This window comes from Geomonas sp. (assembly GCF_056994735.1).
This window is the reverse complement of record NZ_JBXKJL010000418.1, coordinates 19053-42867: the sequence shown is the minus strand read 5'-3', so window position 1 is coordinate 42867 and position 23815 is coordinate 19053. Positions and strand designations below refer to the sequence as shown.

Here is a 23815-nt window from a genome sequence, read left to right as displayed (position 1 = left end):
TATAAACATCGTTTAACAATAGTCACGGTCAGGTTGGAAGGGGGGGCGGAAGGGGGCGGAGACTGGGCCGGAAAAGGCCGAAAATGGCAATAATGATGGTAATTTAAGTTGTGCGGCGTGACATTTTTGCGTAATATCCCTCTTTCGAATGAGCAAGGTGCATAGAAACATCACTGAGAGAACGGAATCATGGCAATAAACCTGCGTGTTAGTTTCAACTTCGTCCGTCTCGCCCTGGTGGGCGGCCTGGTGCTCTCCCTCGCCGGGATCTACTCCGTCTTCCGCCTCCTCTCGGTGACCCCCGCCGAAGCGGCGTCGCGTTCCTACGCCTATGCCGCCCTGATGATCCTGCTGGTGCAAGGGATCCTGATAGCGGCGGTGCTGGGGATGCTGGCGGCCAGAAAGCTGGCCCAACGGGTGAAGGTGCTGGGAGCCGCCCTCAACGAGGTAGCCGAGGGGGACCTCACCTCCCGGCTGCAGGCGACCTTCCAGGACGAATTCGCCAGCCTCAATGACGATTTCAACGAGATGATGGACAAGCTCTCCGGCGTGGTCACCAAGGTCAGCCACTCGATCGCGGAGCTGCAGAAGATAGGGCTGGACATAGACGAGGTTGCCAAAAACGGCATGATGGCGGCCGAGATGCAATCGGAGGGGGTCGCTTCCGCCTCCGATGCGGTCCAGCAGATCAACACGGCGGTGCTCCAGATAGCGCGCTGGGTGGAGGGGCTCTCCGCCTCGGCCACCGACAACGCCTCCTCGATCCTGGAGATGTCGGCCAGCATCGAAGAGGTCAACCAGCACGTGGAGGCCCTCTCCGCCGCGGTCGACGAGGTCAGCGCCTCCATCATCGAGATGACCGCCGCGGAGAAGCAGATCGGCGAGAGCGCCAACAGCCTCATGAACGAATCGACCACCGCCTCCTCGCTGGTGGCCGACCTCGACGTATCCATCAAGCAGGTCGGCGAGAACGCCCTCAAGACCGCGGCCATCTCCCAGACGGTGCGCAACGACGCCGAAGAGGGACGCCAGGCGGTCGAGGCGACCATCACCGGCATCAGCGAGATCCGCCGCTCCTCGAGTTTCACCCTCGAGGCCATAGAGAACCTGGCGGTCAGGGCCGTCGACATCGGCAAGATCCTGCGGGTCATCGACGAGGTGGCCGAGCAGACCAAGCTGCTGGCGCTCAACGCCTCCATCATCGCCGCCCAGGCCGGCGAGCACGGCAAGGGGTTTGCCGTGGTGGCTGAGGAAATCAAGGAGCTGGCGCGCCGCACCAGCAGTTCGACCCAGGAAATCGCGGAGATCACCGAGGGGGTGCAGGAAGAGACCAAGCGGGTGGTGGCGGCGATGAGATCTTCGGAGCAGCGGATCGAGGAAGGGGAAAAGCTTTCGCAGCGCTCGGGCGAGGCCCTGCACAAGATCGTGGGGGGGGTGCAGCAGGCGACCCGCCAGGTGAACGAGATCGCGGATTTCACCGAGGCCCAGTCGCGGCTGAGCCAGAACATGAGCATGGCCATGCAGCGGGTGGCCGACATGGTGCGGCAGATAGCGAGGGCTACCAGGGAGCAGGGGCGCGGCAGCGAGCAGATCATCTCCGCCGTGCAGCGGATGAAGGACCTGACCGGACAGGTTCACATCTCGACCCGGGCCCAGAGCGAGTCGAGCAACCATATCGTGCGGGCCACCGAGGCCATCACCGCCACTATCGTAGACGTCAAGCAGGCCTGCGAGGACGAGGCCCGGAGCAGCAAGCTCATCGTGCAGGCCATGGACAACATCGGCGCCTCCTCGAGAAGCAACGTCGAGGCCACCAAGGTCATCAACGGCGCCGTGACCGGCCTCACCCGCCAGGTCGCCGCCCTGCGCAAGGAGATGGCCGGGTTCAAGTACCAGCAGGACGCGGAAAAGTAGCAGTGGATCTATCCTGACGGCGATGGCACGGGGAGGCTTTCCGCGGCAATGACCGGAACGGCCTCCACGATGACCACGGAGACGTTGTCAGCCCCTCCCCTCTCATTGGCCGCCGCCACCAGCGCTTCCGTTATCGCCTCAGGTTCCCTCCCCTTCTCCTCTATCACCGCCTTTATCTCCGCATCCTCCATGGCGCCGGTCAGGCCGTCGCTGCAGATCAAGAGGAGATCCCCCGGCTTCAGCTCCAGGGTATGAAGCTCCGGCACCAGTTGCTCGGATACCCCCACCGCCTGGGTCAGCATGTGCCGATAGGCCGAGGGGATTTCCTCAACCGGAATGTCTCCCACCTCCACCAGCATGGCCGCGTAGTTATCATCTTTTGTCACCTGCCGCAAGATCCCCTGCCGGAATTTATAGATCCTGCTGTCCCCGATATGGCAGGTCACCGCCTCCGCGCCTCGCAGCAGCACCATCTCCAGGGTGGTCCCCATGCCCTGGAGCGCCGGCTCGGCCAGCGCGCGCTTGGCCACCGCGGAGTGAGCCGCCGCCAGGGCCTCGGCCAAAAGCCGCCTGGGATCGGTATACTGCGACAGTTGCTGCAGAAGCACCTGGTGGGCGGCGCAGACGGCAAGTTCGCTCGCTACCTCCCCCGCCGGCCCTCCCCCCATGCCGTCAGCCAGCATGAAGATGCCCCTATCCTGATCGGCCAGCACGTAGTCCTCGTTGTTCTCCCGCACCAGCCCCTGATCGGTTTTCCACGCTGAACGCATATCAAGCCCCCTGCTGTTTACCGGCATCAAGAAAACGTGAAGTCTCCAAGGACCACCCGGTCTATCCCCCGTATCGATGAAAGCGGGGTCAGGACAACCAGGGAATCCGCCTCGGCTTCGGTGATGACACCGAGGGCGCGGGTTTCATTCTGATGATTGAGGCCTACCACCGTCCCCACCTCCGGTTCGGTGAACAGGGGGTGAACCGGGGCGCCGTGGTGGATGAAGACCAGCCGCCTCGTGGGGAGGAGCTTTTCGGTCGCGCCGTGGAAATAGGCTGCCAGCCGGGCGTGGCGGTAACGAAATCGCACCTGCGCCGTACGGCGTTTCACCAGCGGCGAGGGACGCAGACGGACGACCCTTTCCTCGGGGAGCGAGCCCAGGATCGGCTCCAGTTCGTCTGCGGAGGTTACGGCGACCACCAGTCGAGGGGCAACGGCACCGAGTTTGGCAAGTTTCAGGGATCTCCCGAAGGGCCCTTCGACCAGGCCCGTGGTATCCACCAGAGTCACCACGGCATCCTGCCGGGTGCGCAGCACGAAGCGCCCGGTCTCCGCCGCGAGCAGCGACATGATCCTGACCGGAGAGACGGCGCCGAGAAAGGAGAGTTCCTCCCAGCGGAGATCCTGGTGAGCCGGGCGAGCGAGGAAGGTGCGCCGGCTTACCGTGCCGGGGAGGCCCAGGAAGGACTGCCCGACATCGGCGTCGACCAGTGCCACCGGCACCCCGGCTGCCGCGACTTCACCGAGGACGTACCTAACCAGGGTCGACTTCCCGGAGTCACTCCTGCCGAGGAACATGACCGTCCCGTTCAGGGCCAAGACCCGCTGCAGCAGTTCCTCCCATCCCTCGCCCGGGACGATAGTCATCTCTCGCGCTCCGTCCATAGCTGCCGGGCTACCGACCTGTCCCTTCACTTCTTCCGAGACCGCCCTCTCACCGCCGGCTCATCCAAAGGGAAATCCCCCTAAATCCCAGCGGTATGCGGTTAGATGGGAGGGCGAGGGGGAGCTTGAAATGTGGAGAAATGGGCAGGTGCAAGTAGCTTAACCGGACACCGCTGCCTGAGTATCACACTGCCGTCCGTGCGGGGGAATAGGTCCCGGGGCACGGAATTGATTAGGATGTATAATAGGTGAATTCAACACGCCATTTCGTGCATTGTCAATAAAGCGGCGACAGTTGTGGCTGTGACGGCTGCACCGGCACCATAGATACGAGTAGCGGCTCCCCGGGAGGTTGATCCTCCTGATCGGCCTGATCGGTGTGCCGTCCTCCAGGAGGTCAAATGGAGATCCCGAAAAGAAAGCTGGGCAAGACCGGAGTCGAAGTCACCATCCTCGGCCTCGGCGGAGAAGGGATCCTCCGCACCCAGGGCTATGACCACGAGGCCTACTCTCTCATCAACCGCGCGCTCGATCTCGGCATAACCTACTGCGAATCCGCGCGGGCCTACGACGGCAGTGAATCGTATTATGGCAAGGCCCTGAAGGAGCGGCGGAAGGAAATCTTCCTGACCAGCAAATCGCACGCGCGAGACAAGAGAGGGGCTCTGGCCCACCTCCACAGCACCCTCCGCAACATGGATACCGACCATCTCGATCTGTGGCAGGTGCACGACGTCAGGACCGGCGACGACATAGCACAGATCTTCGGCCCCGGCGGCGCCATCGAGGCCTTTACCGAGGCGCGGGAGAAGGGGCTGGCCCGCTTCATCGGCGTTACCGGCCACCACGATCCCGAGATCATCGCCGCCTGCATCAAGCGCTTCCCCTTCGACACCGTGCTGATGCCGGTCAACCCCGCGGAACCATCCCACCGCAGCTTCATCGAAACGGTGATCCCCCAGGCCAGGGAGAGGCAGATGGGAATCGTCGGCATGAAGGTCTACCTGCGCGGTCTGGCCGGACGCCTCCCCGGCCACACCACGATGGAACCCTATCTTCGCTTCGCCCTTTCCCAGCCCGTCAGCACTATCGTCATCGGTTGTGACGATCTGGAACAGGTGGAGCGGAACGTGAAGTTTGCCGCGTCATTCTCGCCCATGACCGAAGAAGAACAGCAGAGACTGATCGCCCGGGTCGCCCCGTACGCCAGACAGTTGATGTACTACAAGCCGCAGCGCTAGCTAGGGGGAGCCATGGAACTTTCCGCCAACGCACTGAAAGTACTGCAGGCCCGCTACCTGTTGAAAGACGAGAACGGGGAGGTTATGGAGACCCCCGAGGAGATGTTCCATCGTATCGCCAGCACCGTCGCCGGCGCCGAGGACCTCTACCAGGGGGAGGCAACCAGATGGGAAGAAAGGTTCCACACCCTGCTTACCTCGCTCAAATTCCTGCCCAACTCCCCTACTCTCATGAATGCCGGAAAGCCCAGTGGGCAACTCGCGGCCTGCTTCGTGTTGCCGGTGGAAGATTCGATGATAGGGATCTTCGACACCCTGAAAAGCGCGGCGCTGATCCTGCAAAGCGGCGGCGGAACCGGCTTCTCCTTTTCCAGGCTCCGTCCCAAGGCCGATGTGGTCCGCTCCACAGGCGGCCTGGCCAGCGGCCCGGTGTCCTTCATGAAGATCTACAACACCGCCACCGACGTGATAAAGCAGGGAGGGGCCAGGCGCGGCGCCAACATGGGAATCCTGCGGGTCGACCACCCGGACATCCTCGAGTTCATCCAGGTCAAGCGGGACCTGCACGAACTGGCCAACTTCAACATCTCCGTGGCCATCACCGATGAGTTCATGGAGGCGCTCAGGCTGGACCGGAAGTACCAGATCGTCAACCCCCGCTCCGGCAAGGTCATCAGCACCCTGCCTGCAAAGGAGGTCTTCGACGAGATCGCGGCCAGCGCCTGGCAGACAGGCGATCCGGGGCTCGTTTTCATCGACAGGATCAACCGGGCCAACCCCACCCCCCAGCTCGGCACCTTCGAAAGCACCAATCCCTGCGGGGAGCAGCCGCTTTTGCCCTACGAGGCTTGCGTGCTGGGGTCGATGAACCTGGCAAAGTACGTAAAGAACGGCGACATCGACTTCGCCGCCCTGAGGGAAGACATCGGCACGGCAGTGCGCTTTCTGGATGACACCATCGATGTCAATTGTTATCCGTTACCCGCGGTGGAGCAGATGCACAAGGGGAACCGGAAAATCGGGCTGGGGGTGATGGGCTGGGCGGACATGCTTATCCTGGTGGGGCTTCAATACGATCACCCCGCCGCTTTCGAGCTGGCGCGGAAGGTGATGAAGTTCGTCCGTGACAGCGCCCGCGACGCCTCGGCGGAGCTTGCCTCCGAACGTGGGGTATTCCCCAACTTCGTCGGTTCGATCTACGACGCCCCCGACATGCCGCGGGTGAGAAACGCCACCACCACGACCATCGCCCCGACCGGAACGCTGGCGACCATAGCCAACTGTTCCAGCGGGATAGAGCCTATCTTCGCCATCGCCTACAAGAGGCTGGTCCTGGAGAGCGAGCTCACCGAGCTCAACAGCATCTTTGTCGATGTCGCCGTGGACCGGGGCTTCTATTCAGATCAGCTGATGAAGGAGGTAATAAAGCGGGGAAATCTGCGCGGGGTCCCGGGGGTGCCAGAGGATGTAAGGAAGCTCTTCCGGACGGCGCTGGAGATCTCGGCCACAGATCACATCGAGATGCAGGCGGCCTTCCAGGAGTTCACCGACAATGCCGTTTCGAAGACAGTCAACCTCCCCGCCACGGCAACGCGGGAGGATGTGGCCAATGCCCTCCTCTTCGCCTACGACCGGGGGGTGAAAGGTATCACCATCTTCAGGTACGGCGGCAAGAAGGGGACCTTCGTCAAGTTCAGTGATAGTGACTAGGGGCTAGGGGCTAGGGGTGGTTTCTCAATTTCATGGTTTTGTTGTTTTCATCCTGTTCATCCTGTCCATCCCTGTTAAGTGGTTTCGAAGCATTTGATTCTCCCTCCGTGTCCTCTGTGCGTGATGCTTTTTAGACCTTCCTGACCGTCAGCCGCAGCCCTTCCATGGCGGTGACCTCGATTTTTTCCCCTTTCCTCACAGGCTCCGCGCTTACCGCGTTCCAGTATTCCCCCCGGACCAGCACCTTCCCCTCCGGGTCGACGTCGCTATCGGCCACCCCGTGCTCACCGATCATTCCCTCCTTCCCGGTTATCGGCCTCTGCCGGTGCGCCTCGACCACCTTGGCGATCACCACCAGGAAGAAGGCGGCGGTCACGGTCGTGGTCGCGACAATCACACCCCACGACAGCCGCAGGTAGGGCTCCTGCGACGGGAAGAGGAGGAGCGATCCCATCACCAGGGCCACCCCGCCCCCTATCGCCAGGATCCCGTGGGAGACGATCTTGACCTCGGCGATAAAGAGGATGATCGCCAGCAGGATCAACAGCACTCCCGCGTAGTTGACCGGCAGGGTCTGGAAGGCAAAGAAGGCCAGGATCAGCGAGATCCCTCCGATGACGCCGGGGAGGATCGCGCCCGGGTGGGCAAGCTCGAAGAAGATCCCCAGAAATCCCATGAGCATCAGCACGTAGGCTACGTCCGGGTTGCTGACCGCGTTCAGTATCCGCTCTCTGGTCCCCATCTGGTGGGTCACAACGGTGGCCCCTGCAGTGTGCAGCACCACCTCCTTCCCTCCCCTCACCAACCGGCGTCCCTCCACTTTGCTCAGGAGCTCCTGCCGGTCCGCTGCCATCAGGTCGATCACCCTTTCCTGGAGCGCTCTCTCCGCGGGGAGCGAAAGGCTCTCCCGCACCATTCTTTTTGCCACCTCGGGGTTGCGCCCGCGCCTGGTGGCGATCCCTTCCACATAGGCCTCGGCGTCGTTAAGCATCTTGGCGCCCATGACCTCATCGGGCTTTTCACCCATGGTGACCGGATGAGCCGCCCCGATGTTGGTGCCGGGCGCCATGGCGCAGATGTCCGCCGCCAGCGCGATCACGGCTCCGGCCGACGCGGCACGGGCTCCGGGAGGGGTGACGTAGACGACAACAGGCACCGGGCTTGAGAAGATCGACTGAACGCTCTCCCTCATGGCGGTGTCGAGTCCTCCCGGGGTATCCATCTCCAACAGGATGAGGCGATCGCCACGCCGTCCCGCCTCCTCGACGTTCCTCTGCAGGTACGCCGCGGTAACAGGATTGATGGGGCCATGAATGGAAATAAGGGCAATCTGCGGCGCCGCGGCAACGAGCCGCAGGGGGACCAGCAGGATGATCAGCACGATGAGGATGAGGAATCTGGTCATGGCGCCTCCAGGCTGCGATCCCGCTACCACATGAAATAGAAGGGAGCGGCAGGAGATCGCGCCATGACCGCGCCGTTCAGGTAGACGGAAGCGATGAGCATCAGGTCGATCCTGTTGTAGTAGCCGGACGGCATCATGTTGAAGGCATAGTACGGGATATAGACCGGCGCGGCGGAGAGATCGAAATCGTCGGTGGTGAGTTGGAAGACGCTGGTCCCGGTGGCGACCACGCCGCTTGCGGCACGGTAAATGGTCTCGACCGGACTGGCCCAGACCGGAGTGCCGTTGGGGAAGGAGAAGTTTATTACCAACTGGGCGTTCAGTCCCTTTGCATCCCTGATACGTCCCGGCACAAGTATGGAGATGCCCAGCCCACCTGCCCCCATCACCCCCTGCGAGATAACCGGGGTGCCGACTTCCACCCTGGCCTGACGTCTTTCTCCGGACGGTGGGGAGGGTTTTTCACCTTCCGCCGGAGGCGCCACCGGCTGTGGCACCGTCCGAGGCTGGGTGCCCGACCACTGATCGGGGGTGCTCTGCCTCACTCCCGACAGGACAGCCATCACCAGCAAAAACGCGACGATGGTCAGGACCACGAAGATGATGACTCTGGTTTTTTCCTTGGCTTCGCGAAAGTAGATGTAGGCAAGAAAGCCTAACACAAGGAGGACAAGGGCAGCAAAAGCGGGCGGACTTTTGGCCGATGCTTCAATGATCTCTGGAACCTTTTCGAAGAATGAAGCCGAGTCCGTTGCCATTGTCAAAGGATAGCATGGAGCCTCCTCAAATCAATCAGTTGCTGCCAGCGGATCAGGTAGTGTCTTCGTCGCAAGAAGTAGCCATTCGCTTACTCGCCAGCACTCCCTGTGACTGTACTTCTCCCCCCTGATTCTGAACCATCACCTTGCTCAGTAAATATGAAGGAAATTTGAGTATGACAGTGACCGCGGAGGTGCTATCCTGCCGGATAATCAGCGAAAAAGGAGAAAGAAGATGCCATCGATAAACGGAAAGAAAGACGCTGCACCTTCGCTGGAGACCATGTTCATCCTGGACCAGTGCGCTGCCATAGAGACCAGATGCGGAGACATCTACCGGCACTTCGCCAGTCTCTTTCCCGACCGCCCCGAACTCTCGACGCTGTGGAAGAAGACGGCGCACGAGGAAGACCACCATGCGATGCAGTTCCAGATGCTGGGCAGGCTCAGGGGCGACGGGATCACCGGGGTCAACGCGGACATGTCCAGCGTCACCGGCGCATTGAACAACCTGGAGGCTCTTTTTGGTCAGATAAAGGGTGGGAAGGTCTCGGCGATCGACTCTCTCAAGGTCGGAATCAGGCTGGAAAAGTACCTCAGCCAGTACCACGCCAATAGCATAGCCGTCTGCGACGACCCCGAAATGAAGCGTCTGCTGGACTCGATGATGACGTGCGACCTGGAGCACGTGGCAAGACTGGAGAAGGCACTGGAGAATCTGCAGAATGAGAACGTTGGAGTAAAATAGAGCCTGGCGCTTTGAGCGCGACTGAGAGTGAGGAGCGTGCTGTCAATCCTCACATCTGCTTGACAAACCGTGAATTTTGCAATAAAAGGACCACCTGTTATGGTCAGGTTGAGGAGGGATTGTGATGAAAATCTTCTTGATAATGGCAGTGACGCTCCTTGTCTCAGTGCCAGCATGGGCGACACCCTTCTGGCTGGTCAACGGCGGCTATAACGGGTCGACGGACAAGAGCAGCATCGGCGTCGAGGTGGGCGGCACAAGGATCATAAAGGACATGTTCCCCCTCTCCGCGGAGATCTCCATGAACTTCGACTTCGAGGACGTCCCCTCCGACACCCGCTTCAACGTCAACAGGCACGACGAGCCCTACACCACGCGGACAGCGAAGGTCGGCCCCGAGATAGGATTCCTTTTCAAGTCGGGGTTCAACCTGGACGACTGGGTGAAGAACCTGACCCTGCAGGTAGGCGCAGGCTACTCCCTTCAATCCGTGCTGAGGGTCAGTACCGGGGAGGTTACCGGAAGGCATTGGCAGGAGGGAGACCGGGAGACGGACGTCTACCCGGTCGGTTACGGCGGGCTTTTGTACCGGCTGCAGAATATCTGTTTCACCGCCGGCTACAACAACCGCAGGGGGGTGGTCGGCGGCGTGGGTAGCACCTGGTAACGCTCAGCATAAGATCCCTTGCGTCCCCCCCTTGTCAAAGGGGGGCCAGGGGGGATTTGCAGTTCGCCACTCTGCCAGAAACTTCCGCCGATCGTCAGCCCACAAAAATCAGCCGCGCAATCCTTCCGCCACCACCTCAGCCAGATCCTTCACCCTGATGGCCGACTGCAGGTCCTTCAGGCCATCCTCCATCATCGTCATGCAGTAGGGGCAGCTGACACAGACGGTATCCGGCTTTTTCTCCAGCGCCTCCTTTACCCGGTTCAGGTTGATCCGCTCGCCGTGCTGCTCCTCCTGCCACATTCTGCCGCCGCCCGCGCCGCAGCAGAACGATTCCCTGCCGTGGCGGGTGAATTCCGCCGGAGCCTTGCCGGTGGTCAATTCCAGCGCCTGTCGCGGAGGGGCATAGATCTCGTTATGCCGACCAAGGTAACAGGAATCGTGGAAGATCAGCTCTCCCAGATCCGAAACCTGTTTCTTCAGCTTCAACTGACCGCCGGCCAAAAGCTGCGGGATGAGCTCGGAGTGGTGGATCACCTCAATCTCCAGGCCGTACTGACGGTAGTCGTTCTTCAAGGTGGAGAAGCAATGAGGACATTGCGTCACTATCTTCTTCACCCCCTTTTCAGCAAGAAGACGGACGTTGTCCCGCGCCATCTGGTCGAATACATACTCGTTCCCCAACCGGCGCAGGCTGTCGCCGCAGCACTTCTCGTCCTTCCCCAGCGTCCCCCACGACACCCCTGCCGCATCGAGGATGGAAGCCAGGGCCAGGGTCACGTGTTTTTGGCGGGAATCGAATGCCCCGGCGCAGCCGACAAAGAAAAGGTATTCGGTCTTCCCCTCCTCGAAGGGCCTCACCTCCAAGGTCGACTGCCACTTGGTCCTCTCCGTCGGTGCTATCCCCCAGGGATTGCTCCTCCCCTCGATGTTTTCGAAGAAGGTGACCAACTCCTCCGGGAAAGACGCTTTCATCTGCACCAGGTGGCGGCGCATCTTGATGACCTTGGTCGCATGCTCGATCAGGACCGGGCAGACGCTCATGCAGGCTCCGCAGGTGGTGCAGGCCCAGATGCTCTCCTCGGTCGAGCTCGCCTCCCCTTCGATACCGATCAGCGGTTGCCGCGGCTCTTTGGTCTGGCTACCCCCCGGCGCGTTGGCGAGCAGGTTGCTCTTTATCGAGTGGATGACCTGCCGTGGATTAAGGGATTTACCGGTCACCGCAGCCGGACAGACGGCCTGGCAGCGGCCGCATTCGGTGCACGAGAAGCTGTCGAAGAGGTCCTTCCAGCTGAACTGCTCGACCCGTTCAACCCCGTAGCTCCTCCCTTTGGCAAACTGTTCCCGGGGCTGCACGCTTGGCGGGTCGAGAGTTGCGAAGAAACAGTTGGGGATGGCGGTGAGGATATGCATGTGCTTGCTTTGGGGGAGATAAGCCATGAAGGCGAGAAGCGCCAGGGCGTGCAGCCACCAGGACCAGTTTGCGAACGTCTCGAGATTGCCGGAGAGCGGCGCAGCGATCAGCGTTGCCAGCAGTGACGAGACCGGCATGGCAGCCGCGGCCTCCTCCCGCCCCATGGCGATCTCAGCCGCGTGCAGGCCGAAGTAAGCCAGCATCAGCACCGCGATGAACGACAGGATCAGAAAGGCCTCGGGGCTGCGTGCCTTGACGTACCGGCTGCTCAGGGACGGAGGCGGGAAAAAGAGCCGGCGTGCAAAGGCGTAGAGCACGGACAGCAAGGTAAGGAGTGAAACCAGGTCGAAAAGAAAGAGCAGCCCGTGGTGGAGTGGTCTTGGGAGCAGGGCGAGGCTCAATTCCGGCAACAGGCCCCTGATCACGAATTCGCCATTGGCAATGAGGAGGATAATGAAGGACCAGAAGATGACCACATGGTTGAAGCCGGAAGGCTTGGAGAGAACCCTCTTCTGACCCAGGGCGAAGGAGAACATCCTGCGCAGCCGCAGATCCAGTTGATCCACCCGGTCTTCAGGCTGTCCAACTGTAACGAGACTGAATTTCCGGAAGCAGCTGACACAGAAAACGATGCCGGACAGAGTAAGGAGAATGCCAAATAGGGTCGAATTAGGAGACATGGATCAAATACCTCAATCAGTTGTGTTCCTTCGAAACTGCTCCCTCTCCCCATGGGCTGGGGTGAGGGCAAGTGCCACGGCAGATACGGGCTTCCCTCACCCCGCCTGCGGGCTGAAGCGCCCTTCGGCGCGCAAGCCCGACCCTCTCCCGGAGGGCGAGGGGGAGCTTGAAATGTGGATAAATGGGCAGGTGCAAATAGCTAACCGGACAACGCTGGGGTCGGGGGGGATTTGGAGCTGCTGCGGACCCAGCCGAGAGGGACTAACCATTGACGCACCTCTCCTCGTCCACCGCCTGCGCCCTCTGCTTCATCGACCTCAACCGCTGGGTTATCGCCGGGACCACCTGGAACAGATCCCCCACGATCCCGAAATGCGCCACCTCGAAGATCGGTGCATCCTTATCACGGTTGATGGCGATGATCAGGTCGGAGTCCTGCATGCCGACCAGGTGCTGGATGGCACCGCTGATCCCGCAGGCGATGTAGATCTTGGGCCGCACCGTCTTCCCCGTCTGCCCAACCTGCCGCTCGTGGGGCATCCATCCGGCATCGACGGCGCTCCTCGATGCGCCGACCACGCCGCCCAATTCCTCGGCCAGTTCATGGAGGATGGCAAAGTTCTCCTTCCCCATCATCCCGCGTCCTCCTGAGACGATGAACTCGGCCCCGGCGACGTCGACATGGTCCGTGTTCCTGTCATAGATGATTTCCAGCACCTTGGTCAGCACGTCCTCTTCCCTGACCCTCGCTTTGACCCGGGTGATAACACCGCTTTTGCCCTCCATGCGCTCGGGCATGGGCATCACGTGCGGGCGAACCGTCGACATCTGGGGCCGGAATTTGTCGCACATAATGGTGGCCATGATGTTGCCGCCGAAGGCAGGACGGGTCTGCATCAGATTGCGGCTGTCGTCAATGCCGAGACCGGTGCAATCGGCGGTCAATCCGGTGCCGACCACGGTGGCGACGGCTCCGGCGAGGTCACGTCCCAGCCCTGTCGCCCCCATGAGGATGATCTCCGGCTTGTACGCCTCTATGAGCTGGCAAACCGCCTTAAGATAGGCCTCGGTCCGATAGTGCCGGAAGACCGCTTCATCGATGAGATAGGCATGATCGGCGCCGTAGCAAAAGGCATGGTGACAAAGACCCTCGACCTTCTCGCCAATTACCACCGCCGAGAGTTCGACCCCGAGCGTGTCCGCGAGTTCACGCCCCTTCCCCATCAGCTCCCATGAGACCTTGGCCGCCTCGCCTTCCGTCTGCTCCACGAAGACCCAAACGCCGCGATAGGCAGCCAGCTTCCCGGCCAGGGCCCGGGCTTCCGGATCGAGTTCTTCCTGGGGCGACTCGCTTCCCGAGCTTTGCGCCAGTTCGTCCAGGATCTTCAGTTCCTCCGGGGTGAAGAACATCTCCAGTGCGGCGGCAGGACATGCCTTCACGCACTTGAGGCAGCCGATGCATTTATCCGCGAGGACCACCGGTTCACCGGCAGTGTTCATCTCAACCGCGTTGACCGGACAGGAACTTTCGCAGCGGCCACCGCAGGCGATGCACCTCCCTTCGATCAGCCGGGCCTTCCCTCTCGGCTTCTTGATGCCTTTACTGACTTCGCTCATCCATTGCTCCTGTTAGAGTGCCAGCAGATCCTTGCTCAACAGCCTGTCCACCAGCAGATTGGCAGTTCCCACCGGATCGCCGACGCCATCGCCCACTATCTCTCCCCTGTCACGTTCAGGGGAGAATATCCGGCTCACCCAGGTCGGCGACCCTTTCAGCCCTATCGACTGTTCGTCGAGCTGCAGCACCTTGTTGTTCCAGAGGACGACCGGCGCCTCGACCGACGCCATCCGCATCGGGACCGTCGGGTACCGCGGCCGGTTCAGCTCTCTCACCACGGTCAGCATCACCGGTAGCGGCGCCTCCACCACCTCGTGACGGCCTTCGAGCTTCCGCCTCACCGTGATCCTTCGCTCCACCGGGTCTATCGATTCGATCCTGTCAACCAGCGTCAGTTGCGTGTAGCCCAGCCGGGTAGCTATACCGGGGCCGACCTGGGCGGTGTCACCGTCGATGGTCTGTTTTCCGCAAAAGACGATGCCGACCTCCTCGATCTCGTTCAATTGGCTGATCGCCTCCGAGAGGACCTTGCTGGTGGCGAGAGTGTCGGCGCCGCCGAAGGCGCGGTCGGAAAGAAGAATCGCCTCGTCAACTCCCAGCGCCAGGGCCTTCTTCAGCGTCGCTTCGGCGTTGGGGGGCCCCATCGAAATGGCAGCGACCTTGAAGCCGAAGCGATCCTTCAGCTGCAGCGCTTCTTCCAGGGCATGGGTGTCGTAGGGATTGACGATAAAGGGGATGCCGTCCCGGATCAGCGTGTTGGTCACGGGATCGATCTGCACCTGGGTGGTATCGGGGACCTGCTTGATGCAGGCAACAACTAACATAGCCTCTCCAAGATCTAACTTTTACGTAAACGTACTTCGATGGTTAAAAAAGATCCCCCTCCCCTGCGGGAGGGGGGAGCGCTATTGAACAGAAACTAGCTCTTCTTCACCTTCGGAATGAAGATCTGCTCCGGATCGAGCACCTCGTGGATGAAGTGGAGCTCTTCCCTGGTCGGCGGCAGAGTCTCCCCGCTCACCCGCGAGATGTCGAGATCGAACTGGCACATCTCCCTTATCTTCTCAGGCGAGTTCCCAGCATGGCAGGTGTCGAGGTAGATCCGCCCGGTCTCGTCATCGAAGCGGAATACGCCCGCCGTACTGATCACGGCCGATGGCCCCCCGCGGTAGGCGGCACCGTAAAGTTCCTTCCGGTGGATGGTCTCGCCTCCGGGCCATTTCCTGACTTTCCAGCCGGGGCTGGTGATGTAGCTGACCTTTTCGGTGAAGCGGCGCTTCTCGTGGACCATGATGAAGACGGTGCGCTTGGCGAAGGAGTTGATGTCGGGATTCCCGCCGCTGCCGGTCAGGCGAAGCTCAGGGTTGAGATAGTCGCCGATGCAGGTGGTGTTGACGTTGCCGTATTCATCCACCTCGGCGCCGCCCAGGAACCCGAGGTCGACGTAGCCGCGCTGGGCGATGCTGAAGGCGTCATGGAGACCGGAGGAGCGTGAGGCCCCCATCTCGCAGCGGGCATCGCCGACCGAAGTCGGGATCTCCGGCGGGCGGCCGTCGAGTGTTCCGGCTTCGAAGATCAGCTTGAGGTTCGGAGCATGGGTCTTCTGGGCCAGCATGATGGCCACCATCGGCAAGCCGGTGCCGGCGAAGACGATTTCATTATCCTGGACCTCCCGGGAGGCAGCGCAGCACAGGAGGTCGGCCAGGCCGTATTCTTCAGGATTAGCAAAGTCCTTCTTCATGTCACTGCCCCCTTTTCACGCCGGTGCTGTATTTCAACGCGGTATTGGCCTTCAGGTTCAGCATCCGCGGCCAGCCAAGTTTCTCCAGGTAGCTCATGTGGTCGTGCCCGAAGATCCACTCCTTGGCGAAGTCGTCGAAGCCTTCCTGGGTCCTGGTCCTGCCGTAGAAGTCCTTGAGGAAGGCTCCGTCCACGTCGTAGCGGCCGAACATGCCGGTGGGATGCGCGCCGAAGGGGCACTCGAGGATGTGGTCGACTTCAAAGCTGGTGATGGTATTGAGATCGCTTTCCCGGCGCAGGTACTCTTCCGGGACGATCTCCTCCGCGATGACGATGGTGATGTCGGCCGCCCGGGCCACTTCCGGATCGGAATAGAACTGGCCGTTGACCCGCACCGTTCCCTCCTCGCCGACCTGCTGGACGCACAGTACAGCCACGTCGACCTTGGCCGCCGGCACCAACACCTGTGAGCCCGCTCCGAAGAAGGGGTCCTCGGTGAACTGGTACTTGTGCTTTGGTATTCTCTTCCCGTCCCTAAGGCCTGCCTTGCCCAGCATGTCATAGTCGGGGTTGTGAATGTCAGTCCCAAGCGAGGTTTGCGTTACCGCGTAAGGGGCGCCCGATGCCGCGGCGGAGAAGCGGAAGAGCATCTCGGCGTGGCTGTAATCCTCGACCAGGATCTCCTTGTTGCCCACCTTGCGGGATAGGTTCGCGCCGTACTTACCGTAGAGTTCGTGGCCGACCCAGCAGGACTCCCAGATATCGACGCAGCCGGCGCCGACCAGGAACTCCGTCTGGGGGCCGCCGTTGACCTCGATGAGGTGAAGGCCCTTCTTCCTTTGCCGGATCAATTCGAAGATCAGTGCGAAGGGGCGGCGCCAGATGGTGAAGCCGGAAAAGGTCAAGCTGGAGCCGTCCTTAATGATCTCCGCCGCCTGCTGCAACGAAATGCGTTTGCCGCTACTCATGCGTCCCTCCTCTTTTCATGACAATGCCTTATCCGGTTTGGAAATCTTCCTCATTCGGCCGATCCCCCACAGGGCCAGCTTCCCTCACCCCAACCCCTCTCCCGGAGGGCGAGGGGAGATCACCACGCGTCCCCCCCTTGACAAAGGGGGGACAGGGGGGATTTGCCTTTCATGTTCGCCCGGTAACCAGGCCTGCCTTCGTGGCACCTTCCCCCCCTCCCGCAAGTCGAGCGGGGATCCGAGGTTCCCGAGGCGGGCCGCTAGCTGAAGTTCCTCAAGATCTCCCGTGAGATGATCACCCGCTGGATCTCATTGGTCCCCTCGTAGATCGAGGTGATCCTCACATCCCGGGCATAGCGCTCAACCGGGAAATCCCTGGTATATCCGTACCCGCCCAGCATCTGCACCGCGTTGTAGCAAGCCTTGTTGGCAGCTTCGGTGGCGAACATCTTGGCCATCGATGCCTCCTTGGCGAACGATTTGCCGCTCTCCTTGCGGAAGGCCGCGTTCATGAGCAACAGGCGGGCCGCCTCCAGCTCGGTGTAAGAGTCGGCCACCTTCCACTGGATCCCCTGGAAGTTGCAGATCTTCTGTCCGAACTGTGACCTTTCGGTACTGTACTTGGTGGCGAAGTCCATGGCGGCAAGTCCCACGCCCAATCCAAGCGACCCGATGCCGATCCGCCCGCCGGCCAGTTCCCCGACCGCAATGCGGAACCCGTCGTTGAGTTTTCCCATCAACGCCTTCTCGGGCACCCGGCAGTTGTCGAAGATCAGCTCGTTGGTGGCCGAGGCGTGCTGTCCCGTCTTCTCCTCCTGTTTCCCGATCACGAGCCCCGGCGAGCCCTGCTCGACCAGAAAGCAGCTGATCCCCTTGCCCTTCGCTGCGTCCTTGTCGGTCACCGCCCAAACCACGAAAACTCCGGCATACGGCGCGCTGGTGATGAATATCTTGGAGCCGTTCAGCACCCACTCGTCACCGTCGAGGACCGCAGTGGTGGTCATGCCGGCAGGATCGGACCCGGCACCGGTCTCGGTAAGGGCGAAGCTCCCGGCGGCATATTCGCCGGAGCAGATCTTCGGGATGTAGGCTTTCTTCTGCTCCTCCGATCCGATCGCCTGGATCACCTCGCAGACCATGTTGTTGACCGAGACGGTGACGGCGGTCGAGGCGCAGGCGCGGGCGATCTCGGTCATGGCGACGCTGAAGGCGACCACACCGGCTTCCGATCCGCCGTACGAACCCTTCACATTGAGCCCCATGAACCCGAGCTCCGCCAGCTTGCGCAGGTTGGCAAGAAAGGCCGGCCGGTCGTCCTCCCGGTCAAGCTTCGCCGCTAGCGGCTCCAACTCCGAGCGCGCGAAATCCCGTGCCGTATCCTGGATCAGTTTCTGTTCTTCGGTGAGTTCGAGAAACATCGATTCCTCCTGTGCCGGTGTATCGATTACGTTTAAAAAATCATCCCGCGCAGCCTTAGTCCAACACCTCCCGCTACCTCCAAGGGCAGGGGTGAGGGCCGTTGCCACGAAGCGACAAAGGCAAATCCCCCCTGTCCCCCCTTTGACAAGGGGGGGACGCGTAGGCTCTTTCCCCCTCGCCCTCCGGGAGAGCCGGGCTTGCGCGCCCGCAGGCGGGGTGAGAGAGGTCGGCGTCTCGCGGCATCATCGCCCGGTTAAACCGCCCTCACCCTAACCCTCCCCCGAAGGGGGAGGGGACTTGTAGGGAGGGGATTAGCTTACCGCCACTACCGGCACATCTAGCTGCTGTCCCCACGCCTGCCATTCCGCTGCGCTTTTAGCGGCGAAAACGTTTCCATACTCTTCGAGGCTGCTGACACCGAGGGCGTCTTCGGTCCTTTTCTTGAAGTGCGGCTCAAGAGCGGCAACGGCGACCCAGCCGTCACTGGCGCGATAGATGTTGTACTCGGGGATTCCTCCACCTAACAGCGCCCCTGACGCCGTGGAACCGTAACGGAGCGGTTCTGCCATGGCGGCGGCTGCCTCGGAGAGGGCGACCTCGGCATAGCCGCTTCCCTTCCCCCGCTCCCTACCCAACAGCAGCGCCAGCGCCGCCCCTGCCGTCTGCTCGGCTCCGGCCATATCGGCCAGCAAGGTGCGCGGCATGTGCGGGGGATTGATCAGCCCCAGCGACGCCTGGTAGGTCAGGTCGTGCCCCGCCTCATTCTCCCGGGGATGGGGGTAGCCGACTATGGCCACCTGGCAGAGCCGCGGATACTTCTGATGCAGCACCTCCCACCCAAGCCCCAGCCGATCGAGAGCCGCCGGACGGGTAGCGGTGACCAGGAGATCAGTCCTGGCCAGCAGCGCATCGAGCCTCGCCCGGTCTTCCGCAGCCTTGAGATCGAGGCGGAGCACGGTGTGCCCCTCAGCCATGTCCCGATACCACTGGGCGTTGTAGATCTCCATCGGGTCACCCGTGGGAGGCTCAACCTTGACGACGTACGCACCGAGTTCGTTGAGGCGCCTGGCCGCTGCCGGCCCCGGAAGATTGACCGCCAGATTCAGAACCTGCATCCCCTCCAGAACTTTCATCTCTCCTCCTCAATCACTTCTCGATCCCCACCCTGCCCTGCACGCCCGCCCGGTAGTAATGCTTCACCTCCACCATTTCCGTCACCAGGTCCGCAGCCTCGATAACCTTGGGGTCGGCGCTTCTGCCGGTCAGCACCAGTTCCACCCGATCAGGTCTCGCCGCAATCAGCGACAGGATGTCCTCGACCTCTATCAGCCCGAACCAGGCAGCGCCGTTGATCTCGTCCAGGATCACCAGGTCGTACTCTCCTCCCGTCAGGGAGCGCCGCGCCAGTTCCAGCGTATCATGTGCGATCCGGATGTCTTCCGGGTCCAGGTTGTCGCGGACGATCCAGCCGTCGCGGCCGGTCTGGTGGATGGTCAGCAGCGGCGCCAGCTTTTCAGCCGCCAGGTGCTCGCCGTACTGCCCGCCCCCCTTGATGAACTGGACGATGCAGACCTTGAGCCCCCTGCCGACCGCCCTGAGCGCCAAGCCGAGCGAGGCCGTGGTCTTCCCTTTGCCGTTGCCGGTGTAGATCTGGACCTGTCCCTGCTCCAACCTCACCTTGCGCACCTTGCCGTGAAGGCCGGGACGAACTGCATCACGTCGGCGACGACCAGGACGTCAGCGATCTCGCCGATGGGAGCGTCCTTGTCCTTGTTGATGGCCACCACGAAGTCCGCTTTCTTCATACCGGCGAGATGCTGGATGGCGCCGCTGATGCCGCAGGCGACGTAGAGCTTCGGGCTCACCGTCTGCCCGGTCGTTCCCACCTGGTGGCTGTGATCGACCCAGCCGGCATCGACCACGGGACGGCTGGCGCCGAGTTCTCCGCCGAGCGCCGTAGCCAGCGCGGCAATGACCGGGACGTTATCCTTCTTGCCTACGCCGCGGCCGGCGCTGACGATGATGTCGGCCCGGGTCAGATCGACCCCCTTGGCCTCAGCAGCCTCGTAGGCTACGAACTCGAAGGCCGGCGAGGTCTCGCCCACTTCCATCCTTTCCAGCTGCGGCGACCCCTGCGGCTCACCGTCGAAGTTGAAGGCGCCGGCCTGGATGGTGACGACGCACCTGCCGCTCTTCGGAGCCACCGTCCTGCGCAGCTTCGCGTTGCAGCAGTTGACCTCGAACTTCCCGTCGTTCAGAGCCACGACTTCCGAGACCTGCCCCACCCTCAGGGCTGCGGCTACCCTCGGCGCGAGGTCCCACCCGTAGGATGAGTGGACGAAGACGACGCAGTCGGGGTTCTCCTTCTCGATGGCCTGGAGCACCAGTTTCTTGTGCAGGTCGGGGTTGAATTCCCCGTACTTCGCTGCGTCCGCGAAATAGACCTTCCCGTCGAACTTCGGGAGGTCGGCTTCGCTGCCCACCACCAGCATCGCGCTCTCCGCGCCGAGTTGGGCGGCGAAGGCCTGCAGTTCATAACTCGACTCCAGCAACTTTCCTTGCCGGTATTCACATATAAGTAAGGCCTTCATGACTTCCTCCTTGGGTAACTCTGTAGCTACCTTTCAACCTACCCCCTTTAGCAAAGGGGGTAGGGGGGATTTGATTTTGATCGCGGAGTGGCATCTTGGAGGTTGCACCGGCGCTATCTCAAGACCGTGGTTTTCTCCTTCAGTATCCCCATCAACCGGTCGAGCTGCACCCCGACGTCCCCTTCGAGAACGATCCCGCCCCCTTTCTTGGCAGGGTGGTAGATCTTGTCGGTGCCGGCCAGTTCCGGCTCCAGCAGCAACTCGGTGACCGGCAGGGGGAGGAGTTCCTTCTTCTTGGCCTTCATGATGTTGGGCAGGGTCGGGTAGCGCGGGGTGTTGAGCCCAAGCTGGCAGGTAACGACGGCAGGAAGCTTCAATTTCGCCACCCCCTTGGTCCCCCCTTCCAGTTCCCTCTTCACGGTTATGGTGCCGCTGTCGTAGGCGAAGCCGACGAGGGTGGTGGCGCAGGACATGCCGAGGAGCTCGGCGACGATGACGCCGACCTGGGCTGAGCCGCGATCCTGCGACTGCATCCCCGTGAAGACCAGATCGTAGTTCTGGCCCCTCGCGTAGGTCGCGATGATGGAGGCGATCTGCCAGGGGTCCTTCTGGTAGTACTTGTTGTCCTGGACGTGCACGCCGCGGTCGCCGCCCATGGCCAGCGCCTTCTTGATGGCCTCCACTGTCCGGTCCGGACCGATGGAGAGGATGGTGATTTCCGGCTCCCCCCCCAGTTGTTCCTTGAGCTGGACGGCCTGTTCCACCGCGTATTCGTCGTATTCGTTCATCCGGAAGGCCAGATCGGCTTCGTCATACCAGGTCCCATCGCTGTTGGGCTTGAACCTGGATTCCATATCCGGCACCTGTTTTATGCAGACCAGAATTTTCATATGATCCTCCTAAATTTCGTGTGCTTCATACCCGCTTTGTAGGAGCGCCGTTCCGGCGCGCAAGGCCTTTAACCATCTTCCGTAGGAGCGCCATCCCTGGCGCGAACCGTCTTTTACCATTTCCAACAGAGCGAACCGCGTTTAACCATCTCCCGTAGGGCGCCGAGGGGAGTTCCTACACCGTTGACAATCCCTCAGCAGCCGCAATGCGTTCCTCATCCCCGACGGCATCATCCGCTCTTCCAGATTGAGCGAGACCAGCCGGAGCGATGACGGCTACGGCATCCTCGTCAGCAGGGTCGCCTGCCAGGAAGATCGGCTTGCTGAGCCGCTCGGCGACGATCTCGGCCAGGTCCCGGACCTGGAGTTTTCCCTCGCAATCGCCGGTCTTGATTCCGTCCTCGAACATGGTCAGGCAGAAGGGGCAGTTCGATACCAGCAGCGGCGCCCCGGTTTCCTCGGCCATCTTCACCCGCTTCACGTTGATGCGGCTCCCCAGCTTCTCCTCGGCCAGGATCCTGCCGCCGCCCGCGCCGCAGCAGAAACTCTCCAGCCCCGCCTTGGTCATCTCGTTGATCCGGCCGCCTGCCACGTGCAGGACGTTGCGCGGCTGTTCGAAGATGTCCTTGTAGCGGCCGAGGTAGCAGGAGTCGTGGTAGGTGTAGTCGAACTGGTGCGCCTCGATGGAGAGGCTGCCATTCTTCATGAGGTCGTCGATGAAGACCGTGTAGTGTTCGACCTCCACGTCGAGGCCCAGATCCCTGTAGTCGCGGCCGAGGGTGTTCAGGCAGTGCGGACAGGTGGTGACGATCTTCCGCACCCCGTAGCCCTTGATCAGCTCGATGTTCTCCTGCGCGGTCATCTGGTAGAGGTACTCGTTGCCGAGCTTTCTCAGCGGCTCACCGCAGCATTTCTCTTCCTTGCCGAGGATGCCGACCCGGACCCCCGCGGCGTTGCAGATCTTTACGAAGCTCCGGGCAACCTCCTGGTTGCGTTTGTCGAAGGAGGCGTAGCAGCCGACGAAGTAGAGGATGTCGGCCTCTTCGCCATCGGAAAGGTGCCGGACATCGAGTCCTTCCGCCCAGTTGCCGCGTCCGGCGTACGCCAGGCCGAAGGGATTACCGTTGACCTCGATGTTGTTGACGGCAACCATCACTTCCTCGCCGGGGAATTCCCCCTGCATGAGCACCAGGTTGCGCCGCATCTCGATGATCTTGTTGACATGCTCGACCTGGGCCGGGCAGATCTCCTGGCAGGCGCGGCAGGTGGTGCAGGACCAGATGGCGTCCTGGCTGACGGTCTCGATCAGGTTCGACTGGGGGTTCCCGAAGGCCGCCTCCCCGATCTGCTGGACCACCTTCATGGGCGAGAGGGGCTTTTCCGTGTTGGCTGCCGGGCAGCGGTCCTGGCACCTCTTGCAGCTGGTGCAGGCATCGGCATCGAAGATATCCTTCCAGGTGAGGTCGGCAACCTTGTCGGCGCCGAAGTGCTCAAGCCCTTCCTCTTCGAGGTTGATGGTCGTCATCGACCCTTTCTCCCGCAGGTCGCCGAGAAGATAGTTGGCCGGCGTGGTCAGGAGATGGCGGAACTTGCTCCACGGGATGGAGACGATGAAGCCGGTGACCAGGAAGAAGTGGAGCCACCACCAGAGCTTGTGCAGCTCCCGCAGGGACTGGCCATCGAGCCCCGCGAACTGCTTGGCGACCATGAGGCCGAACGGGGAGAAGCGGGCCAGTTCCGGGTTCTGGCGAAGCTCGGTCGCGGCCATGCGGACGCCCTCGGCGAAGAAGCCGGTGACGATGATGGCGGCCAGCAGACCGTGCATCAGGTAGTCGTCGCGGGTGATCTTCAGCCCCTCCGGGCGAACCATGAAGCGGCGGATGGAGAGGCCGAAGAGGGTGACGAGCGCCACGGCACCGGCGAGATCGAGGACCAGCGAGTAGAACTTGTAGAAGCCTCCGGTGAGGATGGCGACGCCGAAGAGGGGCTGGGAGAAGTCGGCCTGGGCCATGACCAGCAGGGTGCCGATGAAGAGGACGATGAAGCCCCAGAAAAAGAGCGCGTGGGGAACACCCGGGCCGCTGACGCGCAGCACCTTGATCTGGCCGAAGAGGTTCCTGGCCATGAGGGAGATCCGCTCACCCAGGTTATCCAGGCGATCGATCGCCTTGCCCTGCCGGTAGAGCTCGACCCGCTTGTAGCACCCGTAGCCGCAGGCGGCCAGGGCCAGAAGCGTGATCAGGTACATCGGGATGACCACCCCGTGCCCCACGTTCCAATAGATTTCTCTGGTAGCTTCCATAACACGCTCCGCTTAGCTTCTTAGCTCTCGTTCTAACCCCTCATCCCCTTGCGTTCCCCCCTTAAACTCTCCCCCCTTGAAAAAGGGGGGCC

General features: G+C 61.8%; 20 protein-coding genes. 5 read left to right on the top strand and 15 right to left on the bottom strand.

Annotation, left to right across the window (positions count from 1 at the left end; translation table 11 throughout):
• Positions 1 to 189: 189 nt before the first annotated feature.
• Positions 190 to 1914 (top strand): methyl-accepting chemotaxis protein, encoded by a 1725-nt coding sequence (locus AC11W3_RS17810; RefSeq protein WP_484091562.1) that lies wholly within the window; start codon positions 190 to 192, stop codon positions 1912 to 1914.
• Positions 1915 to 1922: 8 nt separating this feature from the next.
• On the opposite strand, the gene AC11W3_RS17805 is transcribed toward AC11W3_RS17810, so the two are convergent.
• Together AC11W3_RS17805 and AC11W3_RS17800 are read right to left on the bottom strand one after the other, a co-directional pair.
• Positions 1923 to 2684, bottom strand: a complete 762-nt coding sequence (locus AC11W3_RS17805) for a PP2C family protein-serine/threonine phosphatase (protein WP_484091561.1) — start codon at positions 2682 to 2684, stop codon at positions 1923 to 1925.
• A 26-nt stretch (positions 2685 to 2710) separates the two neighbouring features.
• Positions 2711 to 3553 carry a Clp1/GlmU family protein gene (locus AC11W3_RS17800; RefSeq protein ID WP_484091560.1) on the bottom strand — a complete coding sequence of 281 codons (843 nt, stop codon included), beginning with the start codon at positions 3551 to 3553 and terminating at the stop codon, positions 2711 to 2713.
• A gap of 419 nt (positions 3554 to 3972) precedes the next feature.
• Here AC11W3_RS17800 and AC11W3_RS17795 point away from each other — a divergent pair, with 419 nt between their 5' ends.
• Together AC11W3_RS17795 and AC11W3_RS17790 are read left to right on the top strand one after the other, a co-directional pair.
• Entirely contained in the window at positions 3973 to 4812 is an 840-nt protein-coding gene (locus tag AC11W3_RS17795) for an aldo/keto reductase (protein WP_484091559.1), read from the top strand.
• Positions 4813 to 4824: 12 nt separating this feature from the next.
• The gene (locus tag AC11W3_RS17790; protein WP_484091558.1) at positions 4825 to 6522 is read left to right on the top strand and encodes an adenosylcobalamin-dependent ribonucleoside-diphosphate reductase; all 1698 of its coding nucleotides are present in this window, start codon (positions 4825 to 4827) and stop codon (positions 6520 to 6522) included.
• A gap of 130 nt (positions 6523 to 6652) precedes the next feature.
• Here the strand turns inward: AC11W3_RS17790 and AC11W3_RS17785 are convergent, their stop codons facing one another.
• Both AC11W3_RS17785 and AC11W3_RS17780 read right to left on the bottom strand, forming a co-directional pair.
• The gene (locus tag AC11W3_RS17785) at positions 6653 to 7927 is read right to left on the bottom strand and encodes an NfeD family protein (protein WP_484093477.1); all 1275 of its coding nucleotides are present in this window, start codon (positions 7925 to 7927) and stop codon (positions 6653 to 6655) included.
• A 23-nt stretch (positions 7928 to 7950) separates the two neighbouring features.
• The gene (locus AC11W3_RS17780; RefSeq protein ID WP_484091556.1) at positions 7951 to 8691 is read right to left on the bottom strand and encodes a hypothetical protein; all 741 of its coding nucleotides are present in this window, start codon (positions 8689 to 8691) and stop codon (positions 7951 to 7953) included.
• A gap of 229 nt (positions 8692 to 8920) precedes the next feature.
• On the opposite strand from AC11W3_RS17780, the gene AC11W3_RS17775 reads away from it, so the two are divergent.
• Both AC11W3_RS17775 and AC11W3_RS17770 read left to right on the top strand, forming a co-directional pair.
• A complete protein-coding gene (locus tag AC11W3_RS17775; protein ID WP_484091555.1) occupies positions 8921 to 9433 on the top strand; it encodes a hypothetical protein in 513 nt (170 codons plus the stop codon).
• 124 nt (positions 9434 to 9557) lie between these two features.
• Positions 9558 to 10100, top strand: coding sequence for a hypothetical protein (locus AC11W3_RS17770; RefSeq protein WP_484093476.1), 543 nt, complete (start codon positions 9558 to 9560; stop codon positions 10098 to 10100).
• 108 nt (positions 10101 to 10208) lie between these two features.
• Here AC11W3_RS17770 and AC11W3_RS17765 read toward each other — a convergent pair whose 3' ends face one another.
• From AC11W3_RS17765 to AC11W3_RS17715, 11 genes are all read right to left on the bottom strand, one after another.
• Positions 10209 to 12194: a (Fe-S)-binding protein gene (locus AC11W3_RS17765; protein ID WP_484093475.1), complete on the bottom strand. Its 1986-nt coding sequence runs from the start codon at positions 12192 to 12194 to the stop codon at positions 10209 to 10211.
• Positions 12195 to 12456: 262 nt separating this feature from the next.
• A complete protein-coding gene (locus AC11W3_RS17760; protein WP_484091552.1) occupies positions 12457 to 13812 on the bottom strand; it encodes an electron transfer flavoprotein subunit alpha in 1356 nt (451 codons plus the stop codon).
• A 12-nt stretch (positions 13813 to 13824) separates the two neighbouring features.
• Complete coding sequence (locus AC11W3_RS17755; RefSeq protein ID WP_484093474.1) at positions 13825 to 14637, bottom strand: electron transfer flavoprotein subunit beta/FixA family protein; 813 nt, start codon at positions 14635 to 14637, stop codon at positions 13825 to 13827.
• A 95-nt stretch (positions 14638 to 14732) separates the two neighbouring features.
• A complete protein-coding gene (locus AC11W3_RS17750; RefSeq protein ID WP_484091550.1) occupies positions 14733 to 15554 on the bottom strand; it encodes a CoA-transferase subunit beta in 822 nt (273 codons plus the stop codon).
• A 1-nt stretch (position 15555) separates the two neighbouring features.
• Positions 15556 to 16521, bottom strand: a complete 966-nt coding sequence (locus AC11W3_RS17745; RefSeq protein ID WP_484091549.1) for a CoA transferase subunit A — start codon at positions 16519 to 16521, stop codon at positions 15556 to 15558.
• Positions 16522 to 16781: 260 nt separating this feature from the next.
• Positions 16782 to 17939 (bottom strand): acyl-CoA dehydrogenase family protein, encoded by a 1158-nt coding sequence (locus AC11W3_RS17740; RefSeq protein ID WP_484091548.1) that lies wholly within the window; start codon positions 17937 to 17939, stop codon positions 16782 to 16784.
• A 312-nt stretch (positions 17940 to 18251) separates the two neighbouring features.
• Positions 18252 to 19073, bottom strand: a complete 822-nt coding sequence (locus tag AC11W3_RS17735) for a CoA transferase (RefSeq protein WP_484091547.1) — start codon at positions 19071 to 19073, stop codon at positions 18252 to 18254.
• 13 nt (positions 19074 to 19086) lie between these two features.
• The gene (gene cobO, locus AC11W3_RS17730; RefSeq protein ID WP_484091546.1) at positions 19087 to 19617 is read right to left on the bottom strand and encodes a cob(I)yrinic acid a,c-diamide adenosyltransferase; all 531 of its coding nucleotides are present in this window, start codon (positions 19615 to 19617) and stop codon (positions 19087 to 19089) included.
• Positions 19614 to 20531 (bottom strand): electron transfer flavoprotein subunit alpha/FixB family protein, encoded by a 918-nt coding sequence (locus AC11W3_RS17725; protein ID WP_484093473.1) that lies wholly within the window; start codon positions 20529 to 20531, stop codon positions 19614 to 19616. Before AC11W3_RS17725 ends, cobO begins: the two co-directional genes overlap by 4 nt.
• A gap of 113 nt (positions 20532 to 20644) precedes the next feature.
• Positions 20645 to 21421, bottom strand: coding sequence for an electron transfer flavoprotein subunit beta/FixA family protein (locus AC11W3_RS17720; protein WP_484093472.1), 777 nt, complete (start codon positions 21419 to 21421; stop codon positions 20645 to 20647).
• 175 nt (positions 21422 to 21596) lie between these two features.
• A complete protein-coding gene (locus tag AC11W3_RS17715) occupies positions 21597 to 23723 on the bottom strand; it encodes a heterodisulfide reductase-related iron-sulfur binding cluster (protein WP_484091543.1) in 2127 nt (708 codons plus the stop codon).
• Positions 23724 to 23815 lie beyond the last annotated feature (92 nt).

What these genes read in the sequence shown, in the direction of transcription:
- AC11W3_RS17750 (WP_484091550.1), bottom strand. Translation starts at nt 15,554, where the DNA reads ATGAAGAAGGACTTTGCTAATCCTGAAGAATACGGCCTGGCCGACCTC.
- AC11W3_RS17755 (WP_484093474.1), bottom strand. Translation starts at nt 14,637, where the DNA reads ATGTTAGTTGTTGCCTGCATCAAGCAGGTCCCCGATACCACCCAGGTG.
- AC11W3_RS17745 (WP_484091549.1), bottom strand. Translation starts at nt 16,521, where the DNA reads ATGAGTAGCGGCAAACGCATTTCGTTGCAGCAGGCGGCGGAGATCATT.
- AC11W3_RS17735 (WP_484091547.1), bottom strand. Translation starts at nt 19,073, where the DNA reads ATGAAAGTTCTGGAGGGGATGCAGGTTCTGAATCTGGCGGTCAATCTT.
- AC11W3_RS17795 (WP_484091559.1), top strand. Translation starts at nt 3,973, where the DNA reads ATGGAGATCCCGAAAAGAAAGCTGGGCAAGACCGGAGTCGAAGTCACC.
- AC11W3_RS17805 (WP_484091561.1), bottom strand. Translation starts at nt 2,684, where the DNA reads ATGCGTTCAGCGTGGAAAACCGATCAGGGGCTGGTGCGGGAGAACAAC.
- AC11W3_RS17810 (WP_484091562.1), top strand. Translation starts at nt 190, where the DNA reads ATGGCAATAAACCTGCGTGTTAGTTTCAACTTCGTCCGTCTCGCCCTG.
- AC11W3_RS17775 (WP_484091555.1), top strand. Translation starts at nt 8,921, where the DNA reads ATGCCATCGATAAACGGAAAGAAAGACGCTGCACCTTCGCTGGAGACC.
- AC11W3_RS17785 (WP_484093477.1), bottom strand. Translation starts at nt 7,927, where the DNA reads ATGACCAGATTCCTCATCCTCATCGTGCTGATCATCCTGCTGGTCCCC.
- AC11W3_RS17765 (WP_484093475.1), bottom strand. Translation starts at nt 12,194, where the DNA reads ATGTCTCCTAATTCGACCCTATTTGGCATTCTCCTTACTCTGTCCGGC.
- AC11W3_RS17770 (WP_484093476.1), top strand. Translation starts at nt 9,558, where the DNA reads ATGAAAATCTTCTTGATAATGGCAGTGACGCTCCTTGTCTCAGTGCCA.
- AC11W3_RS17720 (WP_484093472.1), bottom strand. Translation starts at nt 21,421, where the DNA reads ATGAAAATTCTGGTCTGCATAAAACAGGTGCCGGATATGGAATCCAGG.
- AC11W3_RS17760 (WP_484091552.1), bottom strand. Translation starts at nt 13,812, where the DNA reads ATGAGCGAAGTCAGTAAAGGCATCAAGAAGCCGAGAGGGAAGGCCCGG.
- AC11W3_RS17715 (WP_484091543.1), bottom strand. Translation starts at nt 23,723, where the DNA reads ATGGAAGCTACCAGAGAAATCTATTGGAACGTGGGGCACGGGGTGGTC.
- AC11W3_RS17725 (WP_484093473.1), bottom strand. Translation starts at nt 20,531, where the DNA reads ATGAAGGCCTTACTTATATGTGAATACCGGCAAGGAAAGTTGCTGGAG.
- AC11W3_RS17790 (WP_484091558.1), top strand. Translation starts at nt 4,825, where the DNA reads ATGGAACTTTCCGCCAACGCACTGAAAGTACTGCAGGCCCGCTACCTG.
- AC11W3_RS17800 (WP_484091560.1), bottom strand. Translation starts at nt 3,553, where the DNA reads ATGACTATCGTCCCGGGCGAGGGATGGGAGGAACTGCTGCAGCGGGTC.
- AC11W3_RS17740 (WP_484091548.1), bottom strand. Translation starts at nt 17,939, where the DNA reads ATGTTTCTCGAACTCACCGAAGAACAGAAACTGATCCAGGATACGGCA.